Annotated in this window: 16 protein-coding genes; 8 read left to right on the top strand and 8 right to left on the bottom strand. The window is 62.4% G+C overall.

Annotated elements, in window-relative coordinates; all coding sequences use genetic code 11:
- Positions 1-86: 86 nt before the first annotated feature.
- The 8 genes from H0Z09_RS16385 to H0Z09_RS16350 all read right to left on the bottom strand — a co-directional run bounded on the left by H0Z09_RS16385 (position 87) and on the right by H0Z09_RS16350 (position 10,235).
- Positions 87-1,949: an FAD/NAD(P)-binding protein gene (locus H0Z09_RS16385; RefSeq protein ID WP_186691464.1), complete on the bottom strand. Its 1,863-nt coding sequence runs from the start codon at positions 1,947-1,949 to the stop codon at positions 87-89.
- Between the two features lie 77 nt (positions 1,950-2,026).
- Positions 2,027-3,451, bottom strand: a complete 1,425-nt coding sequence (locus H0Z09_RS16380; RefSeq protein ID WP_076951443.1) for a gamma-aminobutyraldehyde dehydrogenase — start codon at positions 3,449-3,451, stop codon at positions 2,027-2,029.
- 76 nt (positions 3,452-3,527) lie between these two features.
- A complete protein-coding gene (locus tag H0Z09_RS16375; RefSeq protein WP_076951444.1) occupies positions 3,528-4,337 on the bottom strand; it encodes an ABC transporter permease in 810 nt (269 codons plus the stop codon).
- Positions 4,327-5,256: an ABC transporter permease gene (locus H0Z09_RS16370; RefSeq protein ID WP_076951445.1), complete on the bottom strand. Its 930-nt coding sequence runs from the start codon at positions 5,254-5,256 to the stop codon at positions 4,327-4,329. Before H0Z09_RS16370 ends, H0Z09_RS16375 begins: the two co-directional genes overlap by 11 nt.
- A gap of 1 nt (position 5,257) precedes the next feature.
- On the bottom strand, positions 5,258-6,292 hold the full coding sequence (locus H0Z09_RS16365; protein WP_186691463.1) for an ABC transporter ATP-binding protein: 1,035 nt from the start codon (positions 6,290-6,292) through the stop codon (positions 5,258-5,260).
- Between the two features lie 217 nt (positions 6,293-6,509).
- On the bottom strand, positions 6,510-7,661 hold the full coding sequence (ydcS, locus tag H0Z09_RS16360) for a putative ABC transporter substrate-binding protein YdcS (RefSeq protein WP_186691462.1): 1,152 nt from the start codon (positions 7,659-7,661) through the stop codon (positions 6,510-6,512).
- Positions 7,662-7,731: 70 nt separating this feature from the next.
- Entirely contained in the window at positions 7,732-9,189 is a 1,458-nt protein-coding gene (locus H0Z09_RS16355) for a gamma-aminobutyraldehyde dehydrogenase (RefSeq protein WP_186691461.1), read from the bottom strand.
- Positions 9,190-9,323: 134 nt separating this feature from the next.
- Positions 9,324-10,235: a LysR family transcriptional regulator gene (locus H0Z09_RS16350; RefSeq protein ID WP_076951449.1), complete on the bottom strand. Its 912-nt coding sequence runs from the start codon at positions 10,233-10,235 to the stop codon at positions 9,324-9,326.
- Between the two features lie 168 nt (positions 10,236-10,403).
- On the opposite strand from H0Z09_RS16350, the gene H0Z09_RS16345 reads away from it, so the two are divergent.
- The 8 genes from H0Z09_RS16345 (at position 10,404) to H0Z09_RS16310 (ending at position 19,865) form a co-directional block, all read left to right on the top strand.
- Entirely contained in the window at positions 10,404-11,108 is a 705-nt protein-coding gene (locus tag H0Z09_RS16345; protein ID WP_186691460.1) for a tellurite resistance TerB family protein, read from the top strand.
- A gap of 317 nt (positions 11,109-11,425) precedes the next feature.
- Positions 11,426-13,048, top strand: a complete 1,623-nt coding sequence (locus H0Z09_RS16340) for a methyl-accepting chemotaxis protein (protein WP_186691459.1) — start codon at positions 11,426-11,428, stop codon at positions 13,046-13,048.
- Positions 13,048-13,560, top strand: coding sequence for a chemotaxis protein CheW (locus H0Z09_RS16335; RefSeq protein ID WP_186691458.1), 513 nt, complete (start codon positions 13,048-13,050; stop codon positions 13,558-13,560). Before H0Z09_RS16340 ends, H0Z09_RS16335 begins: the two co-directional genes overlap by 1 nt.
- Positions 13,557-14,834, top strand: a complete 1,278-nt coding sequence (locus H0Z09_RS16330; protein WP_186691457.1) for a protein-glutamate O-methyltransferase CheR — start codon at positions 13,557-13,559, stop codon at positions 14,832-14,834. Before H0Z09_RS16335 ends, H0Z09_RS16330 begins: the two co-directional genes overlap by 4 nt.
- Positions 14,831-15,532, top strand: coding sequence for a chemotaxis protein CheW (locus H0Z09_RS16325; RefSeq protein ID WP_186691456.1), 702 nt, complete (start codon positions 14,831-14,833; stop codon positions 15,530-15,532). The genes H0Z09_RS16330 and H0Z09_RS16325 overlap by 4 nt, the downstream gene beginning before the upstream one ends.
- The gene (locus H0Z09_RS16320; RefSeq protein WP_186691455.1) at positions 15,529-17,805 is read left to right on the top strand and encodes a hybrid sensor histidine kinase/response regulator; all 2,277 of its coding nucleotides are present in this window, start codon (positions 15,529-15,531) and stop codon (positions 17,803-17,805) included. The genes H0Z09_RS16325 and H0Z09_RS16320 overlap by 4 nt, the downstream gene beginning before the upstream one ends.
- Positions 17,802-18,812: a chemotaxis response regulator protein-glutamate methylesterase gene (locus H0Z09_RS16315; RefSeq protein ID WP_186691454.1), complete on the top strand. Its 1,011-nt coding sequence runs from the start codon at positions 17,802-17,804 to the stop codon at positions 18,810-18,812. Before H0Z09_RS16320 ends, H0Z09_RS16315 begins: the two co-directional genes overlap by 4 nt.
- Before the next feature lie 51 nt (positions 18,813-18,863).
- Complete coding sequence (locus tag H0Z09_RS16310) at positions 18,864-19,865, top strand: PleD family two-component system response regulator (protein WP_186691453.1); 1,002 nt, start codon at positions 18,864-18,866, stop codon at positions 19,863-19,865.
- Positions 19,866-20,178 lie beyond the last annotated feature (313 nt).

The following is a 20,178-nucleotide window of genomic DNA, read 5'->3' as shown; positions in this document are numbered from 1 at the left end:
TTGCAAATGCGACAAGACATTTCCGGCACGAGCTTCCTGGCGACGCAGATCAAATGTGGGTTCAGTATTAGACATCAGATCCTATTTCAGGCTACTTCTCCCACCGCCCTGAACGCCTCATCTATCGCCGCATGCGCATACGCACTCCACGCCGCATCCGAGTTGGCGATGCTCACGTGGCCCACCGGCTTCTTCGCCAGGTTCATCCACGCTTCGCTCTCATCGGCGTCATCAAACAGACTGTTGGAAAAGCTCGCATAACCATGTGACCAGCGGTTGACAGTGATCGCCAGGATATCGGTCTGATGGTTGAACCCACCAGGGCCGAGCATGCGTTGCAATTGGTCGCGCAACTGCGCTTCCAGTTGCTCGAATGTCTGCCCATACAACTTGCCCCGCCCGGCGCGCGCCTGGTCACGGGCGTTCATGCCGCTGTTGGGGCTGGTGGGCACGTAGACCATGTGCAAGCCAATGGGCTGCGTCGGGTCGCGCGGGTGGTCGTATCCGCCCATGCTGACTGGGTAATCCAGCTTGATCCGGCTGTAGGGCTGGGTCGCCGCGTAAATTTCATGCACGCCCAGCTTCTGGAATGACTGCCAGTTGCGGATCACCACTTTGGTGTACACCAGCGGGTATTTCACATTCTGACTCAGGGCATTGGCTTGAGGCGCCGGCAGATCCTTCAACAGGTACGGGATCATCATGTTGTAGCAGGCCAGGATGCAGCGCTTGCCGCGCACTTGTGCGAGTTGTCCGCCACGGCTGTAGCCGATATGCACATGGTTGCCGACGTTACGCACGCTGACCGCGGTACTGTTGAGGCGCAATCGCACCGCAGCCTTGGGCTGATCGAGCTTGGCGTAGTCAAACGCCGCCAACACGATATCGTCCATGGTGTGCCCCGGCGCCACGCCAGGGATCAAACCGCGCACCAGCAACCGCGCCACCGAAGCATTGCCATCCGGGAAGTGGTAGATGTAGGGCTCTTCCATTTCCGCTGCGGCTTCTTCGCTGATCGGCGCCAGGTTCATCCCGGCAAAACCTGGGAAACCCACGCTATAGGCGTCGGCCGAGGCCACTGCATCGATGCTCAGGGCCATGAAGTCGTTGGTCCGGCTTTGGAAGTACTTCACCGCGCCTTCCGATAGGCCTACATCCTTGAGCAAGAAATCGCGGTAGCTGGTGGCGGCCAGGTAGTCGGCTTTTTCCTCGTCGGTCTTGCCCGGCAGGTAGTCCCTGGGCACCGTGTGCAGTTCGATCAGGGCCTGGCGGTCTGCCTGCGGCAGCGGAAAGTCATTGATGAAATCGCCGATGGCGCGCGCGTTCAACTGATCCGGCGCGATGTCGTCGGCCACCATCGGCGTGGGGTCGCCGGTGACCAGCTTGTCTTCGCCGAAGTTTTCCCTGTCGAAAAACACCCCGCGCGACAGGCCGAGGTTCGGGTAGAACTGGCGATCGAAGGCGGTCTCGAAGCGCTTGATATTCACCCCGAGCTTTTTCAACAGCCCGTTCACTTCCTTGCTGTACAGGTGGTTGGGCGACTGGAACGCCTCGCTGCCACCGTAGCCAATGATCATGCGGCCACCGGCCTGGAATTCATTGCGCTTGGCGTGACCGCCGAAGTCGTCGTGGTTTTCCAGGATCAGGATCTTCGCCTTGGGGTGCTTCTCGCGGTAGAACCACGCCGCCGACAAACCACTCAAGCCACCCCCGACCACCACCAGGTCATAGTCTTCGGCGATCGGCAGTTTGTCGGTGTCGAACGCTTTCTTTTCCCAGCCCATCTGATGTGCCACTTCGAATGAGCCGACATGGCTGCCGCGCAGGCCGGTGAGCGCTGGTGGGTAGTAGCGACCATCGGGAGCGGCCTGCAGCAATTGCAGTGGGGTCATGCCGGCGGCAATCGTGACAGCGACGCCGTTGAGGAAGTCGCGGCGGGTGATATCCATGGGGGACCTGCGCATATTTATTGTTATAGGAGTTTCCCTGTGGTGAGGGCGCAAGCCCAGCCCACAGGGGTTACGGGTCAATGCTTGAACATCACATGGCGCACAGTGGTGTAGTCCTCCAGCCCATACATGGACATATCCTTGCCGTAGCCGGACAGTTTCTGACCACCGTGGGGCATTTCACTGACCAGCATGAAGTGGGTATTCACCCAGGTGCAGCCGTACTGCAAGCGTGCGGCCAGGCGATGGGCGCGTCCTACATCGGCGGTCCACACCGACGACGCCAGGCCGTAGTCCGAATCGTTGGCCCAGGCCAGCACCTGCGCTTCATCGGTGAACTTGGTCACCGACACCACCGGCCCGAACACCTCGCGGCGCACGATCTCGTCGTCCTGTTGCGCGTCGGCCAGCACCGTCGGCTCAAAAAAGAAGCCGTTGCCTTCCACCGCCTTGCCACCGGTGACCAGACGGATGTGCGACTGCGCCACCGCACGCTCGACGAACCCGACGACACGGTCGCGGTGCTGTGCGGTAATCAACGGGCCCAACTCGGTGGCCGGATCATCCTGCAAGCCGTATTTGATGCTGGCGACCGCCGCGCCGAGCTTTTCGACAAACGCATCGTAGATATCCGCCTGGGCATAAATCCGGCACGCCGCGGTGCAATCCTGACCGGCGTTGTAGAAGCCGAAGGTACGAATGCCTTCCACGGCGGCGTCGATATCCGCGTCATTGAAGATGATCACCGGCGCCTTGCCGCCCAGCTCCATGTGCATGCGCTTAACGCTGTCGGCGGTGCTTGCGATGATATTCGCGCCCGTGGCGATGGAACCGGTCAGCGACACCATGCGCACTTTGGGGTGAGTCACCAGCGGGCTACCGACGGTCGGCCCACGGCCGAACACCAGGTTGAGCACACCGGCCGGGAAGATGTCAGCGGCCAGTTCGACCATGCGCAGGGCGGTCAGCGGGGTTTGTTCCGACGGCTTGAGCACCACCGTATTACCGGCGGCGAGGGCCGGGGCGATTTTCCAGGCGACCATCATCAAGGGGTAGTTCCACGGCGCGATGGAGGCAACCACGCCCACCGGGTCGCGGCGGATCATCGAGGTGTGGCCGGGCAGGTATTCGCCCGCCGCTGAACCGCTCATGCAACGGCTGGCGCCGGCAAAGAAACGGAACACGTCGGCAATCGCCGGGATTTCGTCGTTCAGCGCGGCACTGTAGGGCTTGCCACAGTTGTCCGATTCCAGCTTGGCCAGTTCTTCGCCGTGGGCTTCGATCGCGTCAGCCAGTTTCAGCAGTAACAGCGAGCGGTCCTTGGGCGCGGTTTGCGACCAGCCGTCGAAGGCCGCGTCGGCGGCGCGCACGGCGGCGTCGACCTGGGCTTCGCTGGCTTCGTTGATTTCCACCAGCACACGGCCCAGCGACGGGTTGAATACGGCCTGGGCCGGGCCTTCGCCTTGTACCAGTTGGCCGTTGATCAAGAGTTTGGTTTGCATGGTTCAATCCTCCAAAACGACTGTTATTTCCCTGAAGGAACCGGCTCATTTGAACCGCGTTCCTCCAATCGCAAAGTTATTTACCGCCACTACCCGCCACGCTTTCACCACCACGCGTCAAGTAATAGGCCCCGAGAATCGGGAACATCGTCACCAGCATCACCAGCATCGCCACCACGTTGGTCACCGGCACATCGCGCGGGCGGCTCAGTTGGTTGAGCAGCCACAGCGGCAAGGTGCGTTCGTGGCCGGCGGTGAAGGTGGTGACGATGATTTCGTCGAACGACAGCGCAAAGGCAAGCATGCCCCCCGCCAGCAAGGCCGAGCCCAGATTGGGCATGATGATGTAGCGAAAGGTCTGCCAACCGTCGGCGCCCAGGTCCATCGAGGCTTCGATCAGGCTGTGGGACGTACGGCGCAACCGTGCGATGACGTTGTTGTAGACGATCACCACGCAAAAGGTCGCGTGGCCGACAATGATGGTGAACATCCCCGGCTCGATGCCCAACGTCTTGAACGTCGCCAGCAGCGCAATGCCGGTAATGATCCCCGGCAGTGCGATCGGCAGGATCAGCATCAGCGACACACCCTGCTTGCCGAAAAACTCACGGCGATACAACGCCGCCGACGCGAGGGTGCCAAGCACCATGGCGATCAGGGTGGCGATGGCCGCGATCTGCAAGGACAGCTTGATCGACTCCAGCACATCCGGCCGCGCGAAGGCCACGCTGAACCACTTCAGGGTAAAGCCCTGGGGCGGAAAGCTGAACGCGGCTTCCTCGGTGTTGAAGGCGTAGAGAAAGATGATCAGGATCGGGAAGTGCAAAAACACCAGGCCGCCCCAGGCTGCGATCTTCAAACCCAGTGATGATTTGTCAGAGTGCATCGAAGGCCCCCAGGCGTTTGACGATGGACAGGTAAACCGCGATCAGCACGATGGGCACCAGGGTGAACGCCGCGGCCATGGGCATGTTGCCGATGGCGCCTTGCTGCGCGTAGACCATGCCGCCGACGAAGTAACCCGGCGGGCCCACCAGCTGCGGCACGATGAAATCGCCCAGGGTCAGCGAGAACGTGAAGATGGAACCTGCGGCAATCCCCGGGACCGACAGCGGCAGGATCACCTGCATGAAGGTCTGGCGCGGCTTGGCGCCAAGGTCGGCCGACGCCTGCAGCAGCGACGGCGGCAGGCGCTCGAGCGACGCCTGGATCGGCAGGATCATGAACGGCAGCCAGATATACACAAACACCATGAACCGCCCCAGGTGAGAGGTGCTCAAGGTGCTGCCGCCCACCCCGGGAATGCCCAGCACGAACTGCAACACCGGCTCCAGCCCCAGGTGCTGCACGAACCATTGCGCCACGCCGCCCTTGGCCAGCAGCAGCGTCCAGGCATAAGCCTTGACGATATAGCTGGCCCACATCGGCATCATTACGGCGATGTAGAAAAACGCCTTGGTCTTGCCCGTGGTGTAGCGCGCCATGTAGTAGGCAATCGGGAACGCGACCACCGCGCTGGCGATCGACACTACGATCGCCATGCTCAGGGTGCGCAGGATGATGTCGAAGTTCGACGGCTGGAACAGCGCGGCGAAGTTGGCCAGGGTCAGATCCGGCGTGACCGCCATGGTGAAGTCGTCGAAGGTATAAAAGCCTTGCCACAGCAAGGTCAGCAACGACCCCAGGTAGATCGCGCCGAACCAGATCAACGGCGGTATCAGCAGCATCGCCAGGTACAGGTTGGGCTTGCGGTACAGCAGGTTGGAAAACCTGCGCATCGGTGGATGGGAAACGGCCAGGCTCATGTCACACCTCGCCTGTGCTGTCGGTCAGCGGCGTCATGGCTTCCCGCGCCCAGCGGGCGGTGATGGACTGGCCGACCTGATGGCCGCTGCTGATATCCAGCCACTGGTTGTTGGCCTGGCTGATATTCAGCGCCTGGCCGTTTTCCAGTTTCAGTTCATAGCGCGTGGCGCTGCCCTGGTACTGGATGTCATGCAGCAGGCCGCTGACTTCCACTTCGCCGGCGCCCAACGGGCCCTCGGCAAAACGCACATGTTCCGGACGAATCGAGAACGGCTGCGCACTGCCGCCGAGGCGCTGGGCCAGCTCGCCGCGAATCACGTTGGAGGTGCCGACGAATTCGGCGACAAAGGCAGTGGCCGGCTTCATATACAGGTTGCGCGGGGTGTCGACCTGTTCGATGCGGCCCTTGTTGAACACTGCCACGCGGTCAGACATCGACAGCGCTTCGGTCTGGTCATGGGTCACGAAAATAAAGGTGATGCCCAGTTGGCGTTGCAGCTTTTTCAGCTCGCTCTGCATCTGTTCGCGCAGCTTGAGGTCGAGGGCGCCCAGCGGCTCATCCAGCAGCAGTACGCGCGGGCGATTGACCAATGCGCGGGCCAGGGCGACGCGCTGGCGCTGGCCGCCGGACAGCTGCACCGGTTTGCGCTCGCCATAACCGCCAAGCGCCACCATGGCCAATGCCTCCTCGGCACGCGTGAGGCGCTCGGCCTTGCCCACGCCCTTGACCTTGAGGCCATAGGCCACGTTGTCGCGCACATTCATATGGGGGAACAGCGCGTAATCCTGGAACACGGTGTTGACATCGCGTTGATACGGCGGCAAGCCGGCAGCTTCCTCGCCGTGGATACGAATCGAGCCCGCGCTCGGCTGCTCAAACCCGGCAATCAGGCGCAGGCAAGTGGTCTTGCCGGAACCGGAAGGCCCGAGCATGGAAAAGAACTCGCCGTCCTGGATATCGATGGAAACCCGGTCGACGGCTTTCACTTCGCCGAACTGACGGGAAACATGGGTGAATTGGACTGCAAGCGTCATGGTGCGGTGCTCCGAAAAAGCATGGGCCGTCGCAGCGGCCCGGTTTGGACTTCTGGAAAACAAAGGAGTCGGTGTGCGCAGTCGTAAGGTCTGGCGCGGTCCAATGTGGGAGCTGGCTTGCCTGCGAAAGCGGTGTGTCAGTTTGCACATCTCTGACTGATACACCGCTATCGCGGGCAAGCCCGGCTCCCACAAGAGATCCCCATAACTGGGTGCCTTAGCGCCCGCCCATGATTGCAATGTAATCCTGGGTCCAGCGGCTGTACGGCACGAACTTGCCGCCTTCAGCCTGTGGGGTTTTCCAGAAAGCGATCTTCTCGAATTGGTCGAACCCGTTGGTCTTGCAGCCTTCGGCGCCGAGCAGTTCACTTTCCTTGCAGGCCGCAGGCACGGCCGGCAGCGAGCCGAACCAGGCGGCGACATCGCCCTGGACCTTGGGTTGCAGCGACCAGTCCATCCACTTGTAGGCGCAGTTCGGGTGCTTGGCCTCGGTGTGCAACATGGTGGTGTCGGCCCAGCCGGTAGCGCCTTCTTTCGGGATGGTCGAGGCAATCGGCTGCTTCTCGTTCTGCAGGCCGTTGACCTGGTATGGCCAGGCGCTGGAGGCCACCACGCCTTCGTTCTTGAAGTCACTCATTTGCACAGTGGTGTCGTGCCAGTAACGGTGGATCAGCGGCTGCTGGGCGCGCAACAGCTCGAGCACGGCCTTGTACTGGGTTTCGGTCAGTTCGTAAGGGCTCTGGATGCCCAGCTCGGGTTTGGTCGACTTGAGGTACAACGCCGCATCGGCAATGTAGATCGGGCCGTCGTAGGCCTGCACGCGGCCTTTGTTGGGCTTGCCGTCCGGCAGGGTTTGCGTGTCGAACAACACGCTCCAACTGGTGGGCGCGGTCTTGAACACGTTGGTGTTGTACATCAATACGTTCGGGCCCCATTGGTACGGGGTGCCAAAGGTTTGCTGGCCGACCACGTACCAGGGCGCATCCTTGAGACGCGGGTCGATGTTCTTCCAGTTGGGAATCAGCGCGGTATTGATCGGTTGCACGCGTTTGCCGACGATCAAGCGCAGCGACGCATCGCCCGACGCGGTGACCAGGTCGTACCCACCCTTGGCCATCAGGCTGACCATTTCGTCAGAGGTGGCAGCGGTTTTCACGTTGACCTTGCAGCCGGTTTCCTTCTCGAAACCGCTGACCCAGTCGTAGGCCTTGTCGCTTTCGCCACGTTCGATATAACCGGGCCAGGCGACGATATCCAGCTGGCCTTCGCCAGGGCCAACCACCTTGAGCGGTTCGGCGGCCTGGAGGCTGGCGCTGGCCAGCAGCGCGGTGGTCAAGGCACTGAGCAGTGCGGTCTTATGCGCGGACATGGGGTTCCCTCTTCTTTAATTATGGTCGGGGCAGTGTGTGCAACGGTGATGCATGAGCTTAGTTGTTGTTTTAAAGATGCTGGCCGTGGCGCGCCATGATATGGCGCACCACGCTGTAGTCCTGTAGCGAATCGCTGGACAGATCTTTGCCATACCCCGAGCGCTTCAAGCCGCCATGGGGCATTTCGCTGACCAGCATGAAATGGCTGTTGATCCAGGTGCAGCCATATTGCAGGCGCGCCGCCACCTGCATCGCCTTGTCCAGGTTCTGGGTCCACACCGACGAGGCCAGGCCGTATTCGGAGTCGTTGGCCCAATCCACCGCCTGTTCCAGCGTGTCGAAGCGGGTCACGGTGACCACCGGGCCGAACACTTCTCGCTGCACGATTTCATCATTTTGTTTACAGCCGGCGAGCAGGGTGGGCTGGTAATAGAAGCCCGCCCCGGAATGCACGGCGGCGCCGGTGATGCGTTCGATGTGCGGTTGGCCGAGGGCGCGTTCGACAAAGCTGGCCACACGGTCGCGCTGGCGCGTGCTGATCAGCGGGCCCAGTTCATTGTCGGCGTCGCGTTTACCGGCAAACCGCAGGCTGCTGACCGCCGCGCCCAGTTCGGCAACCAGCTTGTCGTGGATGCCGGCCTGGGCGTAGATGCGGCATGCGGCGGTGCAGTCCTGGCCTGCGTTGTAGTAACCATAGGCGCGCACGCCCTCGACCACGGCTGCCAGATCGGCGTCGTCGCACACGATCACCGGGGCTTTGCCGCCCAGTTCCAGGTGGGTGCGCTTGAGGGTTTTGGAGGCGGCCTGCAGGATTTTCTGCCCCGTGACGATATCGCCGGTCAGCGAAACCATGCGCACCTTGGGGTGGCTGACCAGATGGCTGCCGACGCCTTCGCCGCCGCCACACACAATGTTGATCACGCCGCGCGGCAGTAACTGGTTGAGCGCAGGCGCCAGGGCGAGGATCGACAGCGGCGTGTGTTCCGACGGCTTGAACACCAACGTATTACCGGCGGCCAGGGCCGGGGCGATCTTCCAGGCGGCCATCATCAGCGGGTAATTCCACGGCGCAATCGAAGCCACGACCCCGATGGGATCGCGGCGCACCATGCTGGTGTAGCCCGGCAGGTACTCGCCGCTCAGTTGCCCGGTCTGGCAGCGCACGGCCCCGGCGAAAAAGCGGAACACATCGACGGTGGCGCTCAAGTCGTCCTGGCGCGCCAGGTGCAACGGCTTGCCGCAGTTCAGCGATTCCAGGCGGGCCAGGTAGTCGGCTTGTTTCTCGATGGCGTCGGCGATGCCCAGCAGGGTATTGGAGCGTTGCTGCGGCGTGGTGCGCGACCAGCCTGCAAAGGCGCGGTGGGCGGCAAGGATCGCGGCTTCCACTTGCTCGGTGCTGGCTTCGGCGATCTGGGTGAGCACTTCGCCGGTGGCCGGGTTGAGAATCGGCTCGACGAAGCCCTGGCCCTGGACCAGTTCGCCGTCGATCAGCAACGCGGTGAGCAGCGGGGTGGGCGCGCCGGACATTTTTCGCGATCTCTTTTCTTGTGGGGCCATGAGCGTTCTCTTACAAGTCGCCCCGACCTCTCTCTTATGGATGTAGAGAGACTAGAGGCCAGACGCGAGGTCAACAAATACTAAATACTGAAAGCAGCATTCGATTAAATAGATGGCTTGCGTGGGTGCGGTTGTTCACGGGCGACGGTCAGGAACGGATCCACCAGCGCCGGACGTGCCGTGCCCCGACGCCACGCCAGGCCGATGTCGAGGGTCTGGCTGAGGTCGGCAATCGGCCGCGCTTCGATGATGTCGCCCTCCAGCGACCAGGGCCGGTAGGTCATGTCCGGCTGGATCGACACGCCAAGGCCCGCCGCCACCAGGCTGCGCACCGCTTCGGTGGAGGCGGTACGCAGGCTTACGCGCGGTTGCAGGCCTGCACCGGTCCACATGCGCTGGGCGTTGTGGCCCATTTCGTCGACGTTCAACTGAATCAACGGCTCGCGCGCCACATCGGCCAGGTTGATGCTGTCGTGCTCCAGCAACGGATGCTGCGCCGGTAGCCACAAGCGGTGCGGCGAATGAGTGAGGACTTCGGTCTGCAGGGCGTGGCGGTCTTCCAGGTTGGAAAGGATCAGCACGCCCACGTCGATTTCGCCGCTGACCAGCAGATGCTCGATATACGGGCGTTCATCCTCCATCACGCGGATTTCGACGTTGGGGTAAGCGCGCTGGAAGCGAGTCAGCAGGTCTGCGAGGTAATAGCCGGCGACCAGGCTGGTCACGCCGACGATCAACTGGCCGGCGACCTGGTCGGTGCTCTGTTGCAGGCTGCGCTTGGCGTTGTCGACGGTGGCGAGAATCAGGTGCGCCTGGCGCAGGAATTGATGGCCCTGATGCGTGAGGGTCATGCCCTTGGCATGGCGGTTGAACAGGTTGACGCCGATTTCCTGTTCCAGTTGCTGGATCGCCAGGGTCAAGGTGGACTGGGAAATGAAAGCGGTTTGCGCGGCGGCGGAGATCGAACCCGTTTCGGCCACGGCGATAAAGTGCCTGATTTGACGCAAGGTCATCATGCTGGAATCACCAGTGAGGTGTTTTTATAGATGCGCTTGAGTGTATATCGATTTAAGCGAGGGGTAGCCGCGTTACATCTGGAAGCACTCTAGATAAGGCCTTTTTGGCACTTAGTTTTACGCTGGCGGCCTATTGGTCCTATGAACCCAAGTGTCTGGAGGCTGCGAATGAATACCCGTGGATTGCTCGATCAGTTGCTCAAGTCCGGCCAGGACATGTTGCAAAACAAGGCTGGCGGCCAACGTAAGCAGGACGACAAAGGCGCACTGGGCGGTCTGCTCGGTGGCGGAGGCCTGGGCAGTTTGCTCGGTGGCGCGGGCGGTGGCGCCCTGGCGGCCGGCGCCATGGGCTTGCTGATGGGCAATAAAAAAGCGCGCAAATTCGGCGGCAAGGCCCTGACTTACGGCGGTCTGGCGGCCTTGGGCGTCATCACCTACAAGGCCTACGGCAATTGGCAGGCGCAGCAGGCCGGCGCGCCTCAGGGCGAGCCGCAGACCATCGACCGCCTGCCGCCGGCCCAGGTCGAGCAGCATAGCCAGGGCATCCTCAAGGCGCTGGTCGCCGCAGCCAAGGCCGACGGCCATGTGGATGAGCGCGAACGCGCGCTGATCGAAGGCGAATTCACCAAGCTGGATAACGACCGCGAGTTGCAAAGCTGGCTGCACGCCGAGCTGAACAAACCCCTGGACCCGGCGGACGTCGCGCGGGCCGCGGGCACGCCTGAAATGGCCGCCGAGATGTACATCGCCAGCGTGATGCTGGTGGATGAGGAAAACTTCATGGAGAAGGCCTACCTGGACGAACTGGCCCGCCAACTGAAACTCGAGCCAGGGTTGAAGGCTGAACTGGAAAAGCAAGTGCGGCTAAGTTAATACCTGTCCTACACCGATAAAAATGTGGGAGCGGGCTTGCTCGCGAAAGCGGCCTGTAGTGAGCGGGCTTGCCCCGCGCTGGGTGGCGAAGCCGCCCCAATAAAAACACCGCCGACCTCTCCAGGTAGAACCGAGTCGCCTGGTTTGGGGCGGCTTCGCCGCCCAGCGCGGGGCAAGCCCGCTCACTACAGGCCGCGAGCAAGCCCGCTCCCACATTTGTTTTGCGTGAACGTTATTGACGCGCGAAACCATTGATTTAATACAACCAATGCTCGGCTATACTCCCCCGCATTTGATCTGCACTTCGAGGAAACACTGTGAAGAATTGGACCTTGCGCCAACGGATTCTGGCGAGCTTTGCGGTCATTATCGCGATCATGCTGCTGATGGTCGTGGTGTCCTACTCACGGTTGCTGCAGATCGAAACCAGCCAGGAATCGGTACGCGACGACGCGGTGCCGGGGGTTTATCTCAGTTCGATGATCCGCAGCGCGTGGGTCGACAGCTACCTCGAAACCATCGATATCATCGGTCTGCGGGACGACAAAGCGTTCACCAGCGCCGACAGGGCGGACTACAAGTCCTTCGAAGCGCGTATCGAACAGCAGATGGCCAATTACGAAAAAACCGTTCATAGCCAGGCCGACCGCATGGAGTTCGACAACTTCAAGGCCGCGCATATCAACTACAACAAGGTTTTGGCCCAAGTGCTGGAACGGGTGGAAGCCAACGATCTGGCGGCGGCGAACGTGCTGCTCGAGGAGCAGTTGACGCCGATCTGGATCGAAGGGCGCATGAAGCTCAACGACATCATCACTGAGAACAAGAATGTGTCTGATCGCGCCACGGCGGCGATCGACGAGTCAGTCCTGTCGGCCAAGATCAGCATGGCCGTGTCGCTGGTCATCGCCATCCTCGCCGCCGGCCTGTGCGGGCTGCTGCTGATGCGCGCGATCATGGCGCCGATGCAGCGCATCGTCGATATCCTCGAAACCATGCGCGACGGCGACCTGAGCAAGCGCTTGAACCTTGCGCGCAAGGACGAATTCAACGCGGTGGAAACCGGCTTCAACGACATGATGACCGAGCTCACGGCCCTGGTGTCCCAGGCGCAGCGCTCGTCGGTGCAGGTGACGACCTCGGTGACCGAGATTGCCGCCACCTCCAAGCAGCAACAGGCGACCGCGACTGAAACGGCCGCGACCACCACCGAGATCGGCGCCACGTCCCGCGAAATCGCGGCCACGTCCAAGGACCTGGTGCGCACCATGACCGAGGTCTCCACCGCCGCCGACCAGGCTTCGGTCGCCGCCGGTTCCGGTCAGCAAGGCCTGGCGCGCATGGAAGAAACCATGCACTCGGTAATGGGCGCCGCCGACCTGGTCAACGCCAAGCTGGCGATCCTCAATGAGAAGGCCAGCAACATCAACCAGGTGGTGGTCACCATCGTCAAGGTCGCCGACCAGACCAACCTGCTGTCGCTCAACGCCGCTATCGAGGCCGAGAAGGCCGGTGAGTACGGCCGTGGTTTTGCCGTGGTCGCCACCGAAGTACGCCGTCTCGCCGACCAGACCGCCGTGGCGACCTACGATATCGAGCAGATGGTGCGAGAGATCCAATCGGCCGTTTCCGCCGGCGTGATGGGCATGGACAAGTTTTCCGAAGAAGTGCGTCGCGGCATGTTTGAAGTGCAGCAAGTCGGCGAGCAACTGTCGCAGATCATCCATCAGGTCCAAGCCTTGGCGCCGCGGGTGTTGATGGTCAACGAAGGCATGCAGGCCCAGGCCACCGGCGCCGAGCAGATCAACCACGCGCTGGTGCAACTGGGCGATGCCAGCAGCCAGACGGTAGAGTCTCTGCGCCAGGCCAGCTTTGCCATCGATGAACTGAGCCAGGTTGCGGTCGGTCTGCGCAGCGGCGTGTCGCGTTTCAAAGTCTGATGAGCGACCTCGCGGCTAAACGCGGCGCCGTCCCGGCAGCGAAAAAAGCGTTGTTCCTGGTGTTTAACATCGGCAGCGAGCGTTATGCCCTCAAGGCCACCGAAGTGGCCGAGGTGCTGCCGCGCCTGCATTTGAAGCCGATCGCCCATGCGCCGGCATGGGTGGCGGGCATCTTCGCCCATCGCGGCGCGTTGGTGCCGGTGATCGACCTCAGCGCCCTGACCTTCGGCAAACCGGCCCAGGCCCGTACCAGCACGCGCCTGGTACTGGTCAATTACCAGCCGCAGCCTTGGGCCCAGCCACGCTGGCTGGGGCTGATCCTGGAACAAGCCACCGACACCCTGCGATGCGACCTTGGCGAGTTCAAGCCTTATGGCCTGGACAACCGCGAGGCGCCTTACCTGGGGCCGGTGCGTGAGGACGCCCTGGGCTTGATGCAGTGGATCAGCGTCAATGAATTGCTCACCGATGATGTGCGCGCCGTGCTGTTTTCTACCGAGCTGAGCGTATGAGCGACGACCCGCGTTTCTTTGCTTTCCTCAAAGAGCGCATCGGCCTGGACGTTGCGTCGGTCGGCGAAGCAATCATCGAGCGCGCTGTGCGCCAGCGTACCCAGGCGGTCAATGCGCAAACGCCCGGCGAATATTGGCAGCATCTGCAGAGCTCCGAGAATGAACAGCAAGCGCTGATCGAAGCGGTGATCGTCCCCGAAACCTGGTTTTTTCGATACCCCGAATCCTTTGCGACCTTGGCCCGCCTGGCTGTCGCGCGCTTGGCCGAGATCAAGCAGATGCGTGCACTGCGCATCCTCAGTTTGCCGTGTTCTACGGGTGAAGAGCCCTATTCGATTGCCATGGCGCTGCTGGATGCCGGCCTGGCGCCGCATCAGTTCAAGGTGCAGGGCCTGGATGTCAGCCCGTTGTCGGTGGAGCGCGCGCGACGCGGGGTGTATGGCCGTAACTCGTTTCGCGGCGGTGACCTGGCTTTTCGCGACCGGCATTTCATCGAGCATGGCGACGGCTACCACATCGCCGACCGCGTGCGCGAACAAGTGCGCCTGCAAGTCGGCAACCTGCTCGATCCTGCGCTGTTGGTCAATGAGGCGAGCTATGACTTTGTTTTCTGCCGCAACCTGCTGATCTACTTCGACCAGCCGACCCAACAGCAGGTGTTCGAGGTGCTCAAGGGCCTGACGCATATGGACGGCGTGCTGTTTATCGGCCCGGCCGAGGGCGGTCTGCTGGGGCGCCATGGCATGCGTTCGATTGGGGTGCCGCAGTCCTTCGCGTTCAGTCGGCAGGCCGAGCCGGTCAAGCCGGAACCACGGCCGGTATTCATGTCCATGTCGGTGCCGATCCCGGCGCCTATGCCGCAGCGCAGCGCAGCGTCGATTTCGACCAGGCCACGGCCGTTCAGCACGCTCAGCGCCCCAATACTGCCGGCCAAAGCGCCGCACTCCGACGCGGCCGACCTGCTCAGCCGCATCGCCACCCTGGCCAACGAAGGCAAAAGCTTTGATGCCCGCGCCGCTTGCGAGCATTATCTGAACCACCATCCGCCGGCCGCCCAGGTGTTTTACTGGCTGGGGCTGCTCAGCGACGTGGCCGGCAATGCCCTGGAAGCCCAGGGCTATTATCGAAAAGCCTTGTACCTGGACCCCCAGCACCCGCAGGCCTTGATGCACCTGGCCGCATTGCTTGAGGCCCAGGGCGACAATGCGGGGGCGCGCCGCTTGCAGGCGCGGGCCGCCCGTAGCGAGCGAGCTGACAGTGAGTCCAAACGATGAATAACACCGAGGCGCTCGACACCGCAGGCCTGGACTTGACCCTGGCCGATGCCCAAGCCATCGACGACTGCTGGAACCGCATCGGTATCCATGGCGACAAGTCCTGCCCGCTGCTGGCTGACCATATCCATTGCCGCAACTGCTCGGTGTACTCGGCAGCCGCCACGCGCTTGCTCGACCGTTACGCCTTGCAGCAGGACGCCCATCGCCCGCACGCCGCCATGGAGCGGGGTGAAGACGTGATTACCCGTTCCCTGCTGATGTTTCGTCTCGGCGAAGAATGGCTGGGCATTGCCACCCGGTGCCTGGTGGAAGTGGCGCCGCTGCAACCGATTCATTCCCTGCCGCATCAGCGCTCCCGCGCCTTGCTCGGCGTGGCCAATGTGCGTGGCGCGCTGGTGGCGTGCCTGTCGCTGGTGGACCTGCTGGGGCTGGATGACACGACCCGTGGCGCCAGCGGTGGGCGCATCATGCCGCGCATGCTGATCATCGCCGCGCAGGATGGCCCGGTGGTGGTGCCGGTGGATGAAGTCGACGGTATCCATGCCATCGACGAGCGCACCTTGAAGGCGGCATCTGCCTCGGGTACCCAGGCCAGCGGGCGCTTCACCCAGGGCGTGTTTCAGTGGAAAGGCCGCAGCCTGCGGTGGCTGGACGAGGCGCAATTGCTGACCGCCGTGACCCGGAGCCTCACATGACCCCCGACCAGATGCGCGATGCCTCGCTGCTGGAACTGTTCAGCCTGGAAGCCGATGCGCAGACCCAGGTACTGAGCGCGGGCCTGCTGGCCCTGGAGCGCAACCCGACCCAGGCCGACCAGTTGGAGGCGTGCATGCGCGCGGCGCACTCGCTCAAGGGCGCCGCGCGCATTGTCGGGGTGGACGCCGGGGTCAGCGTGTCCCATGTCATGGAGGATTGCCTGGTCAGCGCCCAGGAAAGCCGCTTGCGCCTGCAACCCGAACACATCGACGCGCTGCTGCAGGGCACCGACCTGCTGATGCGCATCGCCACGCCGGGCAATGACGTGGGGCCTGCGGATATCCAAGCCTATGTTGCATTGATGGAGCGCCTGCTGGACCCGTCACAGGCACCGATCCAAACGCCGCCGACGCCGACTGAACCGGCCCCCGCGCCCGTCGTTGAAGAGCCGCCACCGGAACCCGAACCCGCGCCGCCGGTTGCCGCCGAGCCGCCACGCCAGGGCAAACGCCTGACCGAAGGCGGCGAGCGCGTCCTGCGGGTGACCGCCGAGCGCTTGAACAGCCTGCTGGACCTGTCGAGCAAATCCCTGGTGGAAACCCAGCGGCTCAAGCCTTACCTGGCCAGCCTGCAGCGCCTCAAGCGCATTCAAAACCAGAGCGTACGGGCGATGGATGCCCTGGATGGGCAACTCAAGACCCAGCATCTGAGTCTTGAAGCCCAGGAGGCCCTGGCCGACACGCGCCGCCTGCTCAGTGAGGCCCAGGCCTTGCTGGCGGAAAAAACCGCCGAGCTGGACGAGTTCGGCTGGCAGGCCGGGCAGCGCGCCCAAGTGCTCTACGACACCGCGCTGGCCTGCCGCATGCGTCCGTTTGCCGATGTGCTGGCCGGCCAAGCGCGCATGGTGCGCGACCTCGGCCGCAGCCTGGGCAAGCAGGTGCGCCTGGAAATCGAGGGTGAAAAGACCCAGGTCGACCGCGATGTACTGGAAAAACTCGAAGCGCCGCTCACCCACCTGTTGCGTAATGCCGTCGACCACGGCATCGAAATGCCTGAGCAACGCTTGTTGGCGGGCAAGCCGGCTGAGGGCCTGATCCGCCTGCGTGCGTCTCACCAGGCCGGTTTGCTGGTGCTGGAGTTGAGCGATGACGGCAATGGCGTCGACCTGGAGCGCCTGCGCGGCACCATCGTCGACAGGCATCTGTCACCGCTTGAAACCGCGCTGCGCTTGAGCGAAGAAGAGCTGCTGACATTCCTGTTCCTGCCGGGTTTCAGCCTGCGCGACAAGGTCACTGAAGTGTCCGGGCGAGGGGTGGGCCTGGATGCGGTGCAGCATATGGTCCGCCAGTTGCGTGGTGCCGTGGTGCTGGAGCAGGCGGCCGGGCAGGGCAGTCGTTTCCATCTTGAAGTGCCGCTGACCCTGTCGGTGGTGCGCAGCCTGGTGGTGGAAGTCGGCGAAGAAGCCTACGCGTTTCCGCTGGCCCATATCGAGCGCATGTGCGACCTGGCGCCGGACGATATCGTGCAATTGGAAGGCCGCCAGCATTTCTGGCACGAAGGCCGGCATGTAGGGCTGGTCGCCGCCAGCCAATTGTTGCAGCGTCCGGCAGGGCAGGGTCAGTCCGAAACGCTCAAAGTGGTGGTTATCCGCGAGCGCGATGCGGTGTACGGGATTGCCGTGGAACGCTTTGTCGGCGAGCGTACGCTGGTGGTGCTGCCGCTGGATGATCGCCTGGGCAAGGTCCAGGATATCTCCGCCGGCGCCCTGCTGGATGACGGTTCGGTGGTGTTGATCGTCGACGTGGAGGACATGCTGCGCTCGGTGGATAAACTGCTTAATACCGGCCGATTGGAACGTATTGCCCGGCGCAACCAACAAACCACTGAGGCGCCGCGCAAGCGGGTGCTGGTGGTCGACGACTCGCTGACCGTGCGTGAGCTGCAGCGCAAATTATTGCTTAATCGTGGTTACGAAGTGGCCGTGGCGGTCGATGGCATGGACGGCTGGAACGCCTTGCGTTCCGAAGACTTTGACCTGTTGATCACAGATATTGATATGCCTCGTATGGACGGTATCGAATTGGTCACACTCTTGCGCCGCGACAGTCGCCTGCAATCATTGCCGGTGATGGTGGTGTCCTACAAAGATCGCGAAGAAGACCGACGTCGGGGACTGGACGCCGGCGCCGACTATTATTTGGCCAAAGCCAGTTTTCATGATGATGCCCTGCTGGACGCCGTGGTGGAACTGATCGGAGGCGCGCGGGCATGAGGATTGCAATCGTCAATGACATGCCCCTGGCGGTGGAAGCCTTGCGCCGCGCCTTGAGCTTCGAGCCCGCTCACCAGGTGGTGTGGGTGGCCAGCAATGGCCTGGAAGCGGTGCAGCGCTGCGCCGAACTCACCCCGGACCTGATCCTGATGGACCTGATCATGCCGGTGATGGACGGCGTTGAGGCCACCCGGCGGATCATGGCCGAGACCCCGTGCGCGATCGTCATTGTGACGGTCGACCGCCAGGCCAATGTCAGCCGCGTGTTCGAGGCCATGGGGCACGGCGCCCTGGATGTGGTGGACACGCCGCCCCTGGGCGTCGGCAACCCCAAGGACGCGGCGGCGCCGCTGCTGCGCAAGATCCTCAATATCGGCTGGTTGATCGGCCAGCGCGGCAGCCGTGTGCGGGCTGAAAGCGTTGCGCCGCGTATCACCGGCAAACGCCAGAGCCTGGTGGCCATCGGCTCCTCGGCCGGTGGTCCGGCTGCGCTGGAAGTCCTGCTCAAGGGTTTGCCTCGGGATTTTGCGGCCGCCATCGTGCTGGTGCAGCACGTGGACCAAGTGTTCGCCGCCGGCATGGCCGAGTGGCTGAGCAGCGCCTCTGGCCTGCCGGTGCGCCTGGCCCGCGAAGGCGAGCCACCGCAAAGTGGCGTGGTGCTGCTGGCCGGCACCAACCATCACATTCGTCTATTGAAGAATGGCACGCTAGCCTATACCGCAGAGCCGGTGAACGAGATCTACCGGCCTTCGATCGATGTTTTTTTCGAAAGCGTGGCCAGCCACTGGAATGGCGATGCCGTCGGCGTTCTGTTGACCGGCATGGGGCGCGACGGGGCCCAGGGCCTCAAGTTACTGCGTGAACAAGGTTATTTGACCATCGCCCAGGATCAGCAAAGCTCGGCGGTGTATGGCATGCCCAAAGCGGCGGCGGCAATTGATGCCGCTGTTGAAATTCGCCCACTGGACAGGATTGCGCCCCGATTGCTGGAGGTGTTTGCAATATGATCACTCCCCTGCGCAGTGCTGGCCAGCAGGAAGTAATTCAGGTGACTGCACATGAATGATTTACAGATCGACGACATCAAGACCGACGAGAACGCCGCCATGGTGTTGCTGGTCGACGACCAGGCCATGATCGGTGAAGCCGTGCGGCGTGGCCTGGCCCATGAAGAAAACATCGACTTTCATTTCTGCGCCGACCCGCACCAGGCGATTGCCCAGGCGATCCGCATCAAGCCGACCGTTATTCTGCAAGACCTGGTGATGCCCGGTCTTGACGGCCTGACCCTGGTGCGCGAATACCGCAACCACCCGGCGACCGCGAATATCCCGATTATCGTGCTGTCGACCAAGGAAGACCCGCTGATCAAAAGCGCGGCGTTCTCGGCGGGAGCCAACGATTACCTGGTCAAGCTGCCGGACAACATCGAACTGGTGGCGCGCATTCGCTATCACTCGCGCTCCTACATGACCTTGCTGCAACGGGATGCGGCTTATCGCGCGTTGCGCGTCAGCCAGCAGCAACTGCTGGACACCAATCTCGTGCTGCAACGGCTAATGAATTCCGACGGGCTTACCGGCCTGTCGAACCGTCGGCACTTCGATGAGTACCTGGAGCTGGAATGGCGCCGTGCCATGCGCGACCAGACCCAGCTGTCGCTGTTGATGATCGACGTGGACTTCTTCAAGACCTACAACGACAGCTTTGGCCACGTCGAGGGTGACGAAGCCTTGCGCAAAGTCGCCGACACCATCCGTGAAGCCAGCAGTCGTCCTTCCGACCTGCCGGCGCGTTATGGCGGTGAAGAGTTTGCCCTGGTACTGCCCAATACCTCGCCGGGGGGCGCGCGGCTGGTGGCCGAGAAACTGCGCATGGCGGTGGCGGCACTGAAAATCCCGCACATCGCCCCCGCCGAGGGCGCAAGCCTGACCATCAGCATCGGCCTGTCGACGATGACCCCGGTGCAGGGCACCGATTGCCGGCAGTTGATCATGGCGGCGGACAAGGGGTTGTATACGGCCAAGCATAATGGGCGCAATCAAGTCGGGATCGAGTAATCCAGAACAACGCGGATCTCATGTGGGAGCTGGCTTGCCTGCGATAGCGGTCTGTAGTGAGCGGGCTTGTCCCGCGCTGGGTGGCGAAGCCGCCCCAACCCAGGCGACCTGGTTTTATCTGGAACTGCGCGGTGTCTTTATTGGGGCTGCTTCGCAGCCCAGCGCGGGGCAAGCCCTAATGCCGATCAGTTAAGCGAACGCAATGCTTAAAGCAACGAAGATCAAATGTGGGAGCAACTGTCTTGAAGGCTTTTAATTTGAATGTTATTGAAAGGCAGCAAGCATCCTACGGCCGCGTACCGTAAACGATCAC

It is taken from the genome of Pseudomonas sp. SWRI18, from assembly GCF_014268345.1.
Taxonomy (GTDB): domain Bacteria; phylum Pseudomonadota; class Gammaproteobacteria; order Pseudomonadales; family Pseudomonadaceae; genus Aquipseudomonas; species Aquipseudomonas cedrina.
The sequence above is the reverse complement of the archived record's forward strand: the minus strand, read 5'-3'. Positions and strand labels throughout refer to the sequence as shown.

What these genes read in the sequence shown, in the direction of transcription:
- H0Z09_RS16335 (WP_186691458.1), top strand. Translation starts at nt 13,048, where the DNA reads ATGAGCGACCTCGCGGCTAAACGCGGCGCCGTCCCGGCAGCGAAAAAA.
- H0Z09_RS16325 (WP_186691456.1), top strand. Translation starts at nt 14,831, where the DNA reads ATGAATAACACCGAGGCGCTCGACACCGCAGGCCTGGACTTGACCCTG.
- H0Z09_RS16345 (WP_186691460.1), top strand. Translation starts at nt 10,404, where the DNA reads ATGAATACCCGTGGATTGCTCGATCAGTTGCTCAAGTCCGGCCAGGAC.
- H0Z09_RS16315 (WP_186691454.1), top strand. Translation starts at nt 17,802, where the DNA reads ATGAGGATTGCAATCGTCAATGACATGCCCCTGGCGGTGGAAGCCTTG.
- H0Z09_RS16330 (WP_186691457.1), top strand. Translation starts at nt 13,557, where the DNA reads ATGAGCGACGACCCGCGTTTCTTTGCTTTCCTCAAAGAGCGCATCGGC.
- H0Z09_RS16355 (WP_186691461.1), bottom strand. Translation starts at nt 9,189, where the DNA reads ATGTCCGGCGCGCCCACCCCGCTGCTCACCGCGTTGCTGATCGACGGC.
- H0Z09_RS16380 (WP_076951443.1), bottom strand. Translation starts at nt 3,451, where the DNA reads ATGCAAACCAAACTCTTGATCAACGGCCAACTGGTACAAGGCGAAGGC.
- H0Z09_RS16350 (WP_076951449.1), bottom strand. Translation starts at nt 10,235, where the DNA reads ATGATGACCTTGCGTCAAATCAGGCACTTTATCGCCGTGGCCGAAACG.
- H0Z09_RS16320 (WP_186691455.1), top strand. Translation starts at nt 15,529, where the DNA reads ATGACCCCCGACCAGATGCGCGATGCCTCGCTGCTGGAACTGTTCAGC.
- H0Z09_RS16375 (WP_076951444.1), bottom strand. Translation starts at nt 4,337, where the DNA reads ATGCACTCTGACAAATCATCACTGGGTTTGAAGATCGCAGCCTGGGGC.
- ydcS (WP_186691462.1), bottom strand. Translation starts at nt 7,661, where the DNA reads ATGTCCGCGCATAAGACCGCACTGCTCAGTGCCTTGACCACCGCGCTG.
- H0Z09_RS16370 (WP_076951445.1), bottom strand. Translation starts at nt 5,256, where the DNA reads ATGAGCCTGGCCGTTTCCCATCCACCGATGCGCAGGTTTTCCAACCTG.
- H0Z09_RS16385 (WP_186691464.1), bottom strand. Translation starts at nt 1,949, where the DNA reads ATGGATATCACCCGCCGCGACTTCCTCAACGGCGTCGCTGTCACGATT.
- H0Z09_RS16310 (WP_186691453.1), top strand. Translation starts at nt 18,864, where the DNA reads ATGAATGATTTACAGATCGACGACATCAAGACCGACGAGAACGCCGCC.
- H0Z09_RS16365 (WP_186691463.1), bottom strand. Translation starts at nt 6,292, where the DNA reads ATGACGCTTGCAGTCCAATTCACCCATGTTTCCCGTCAGTTCGGCGAA.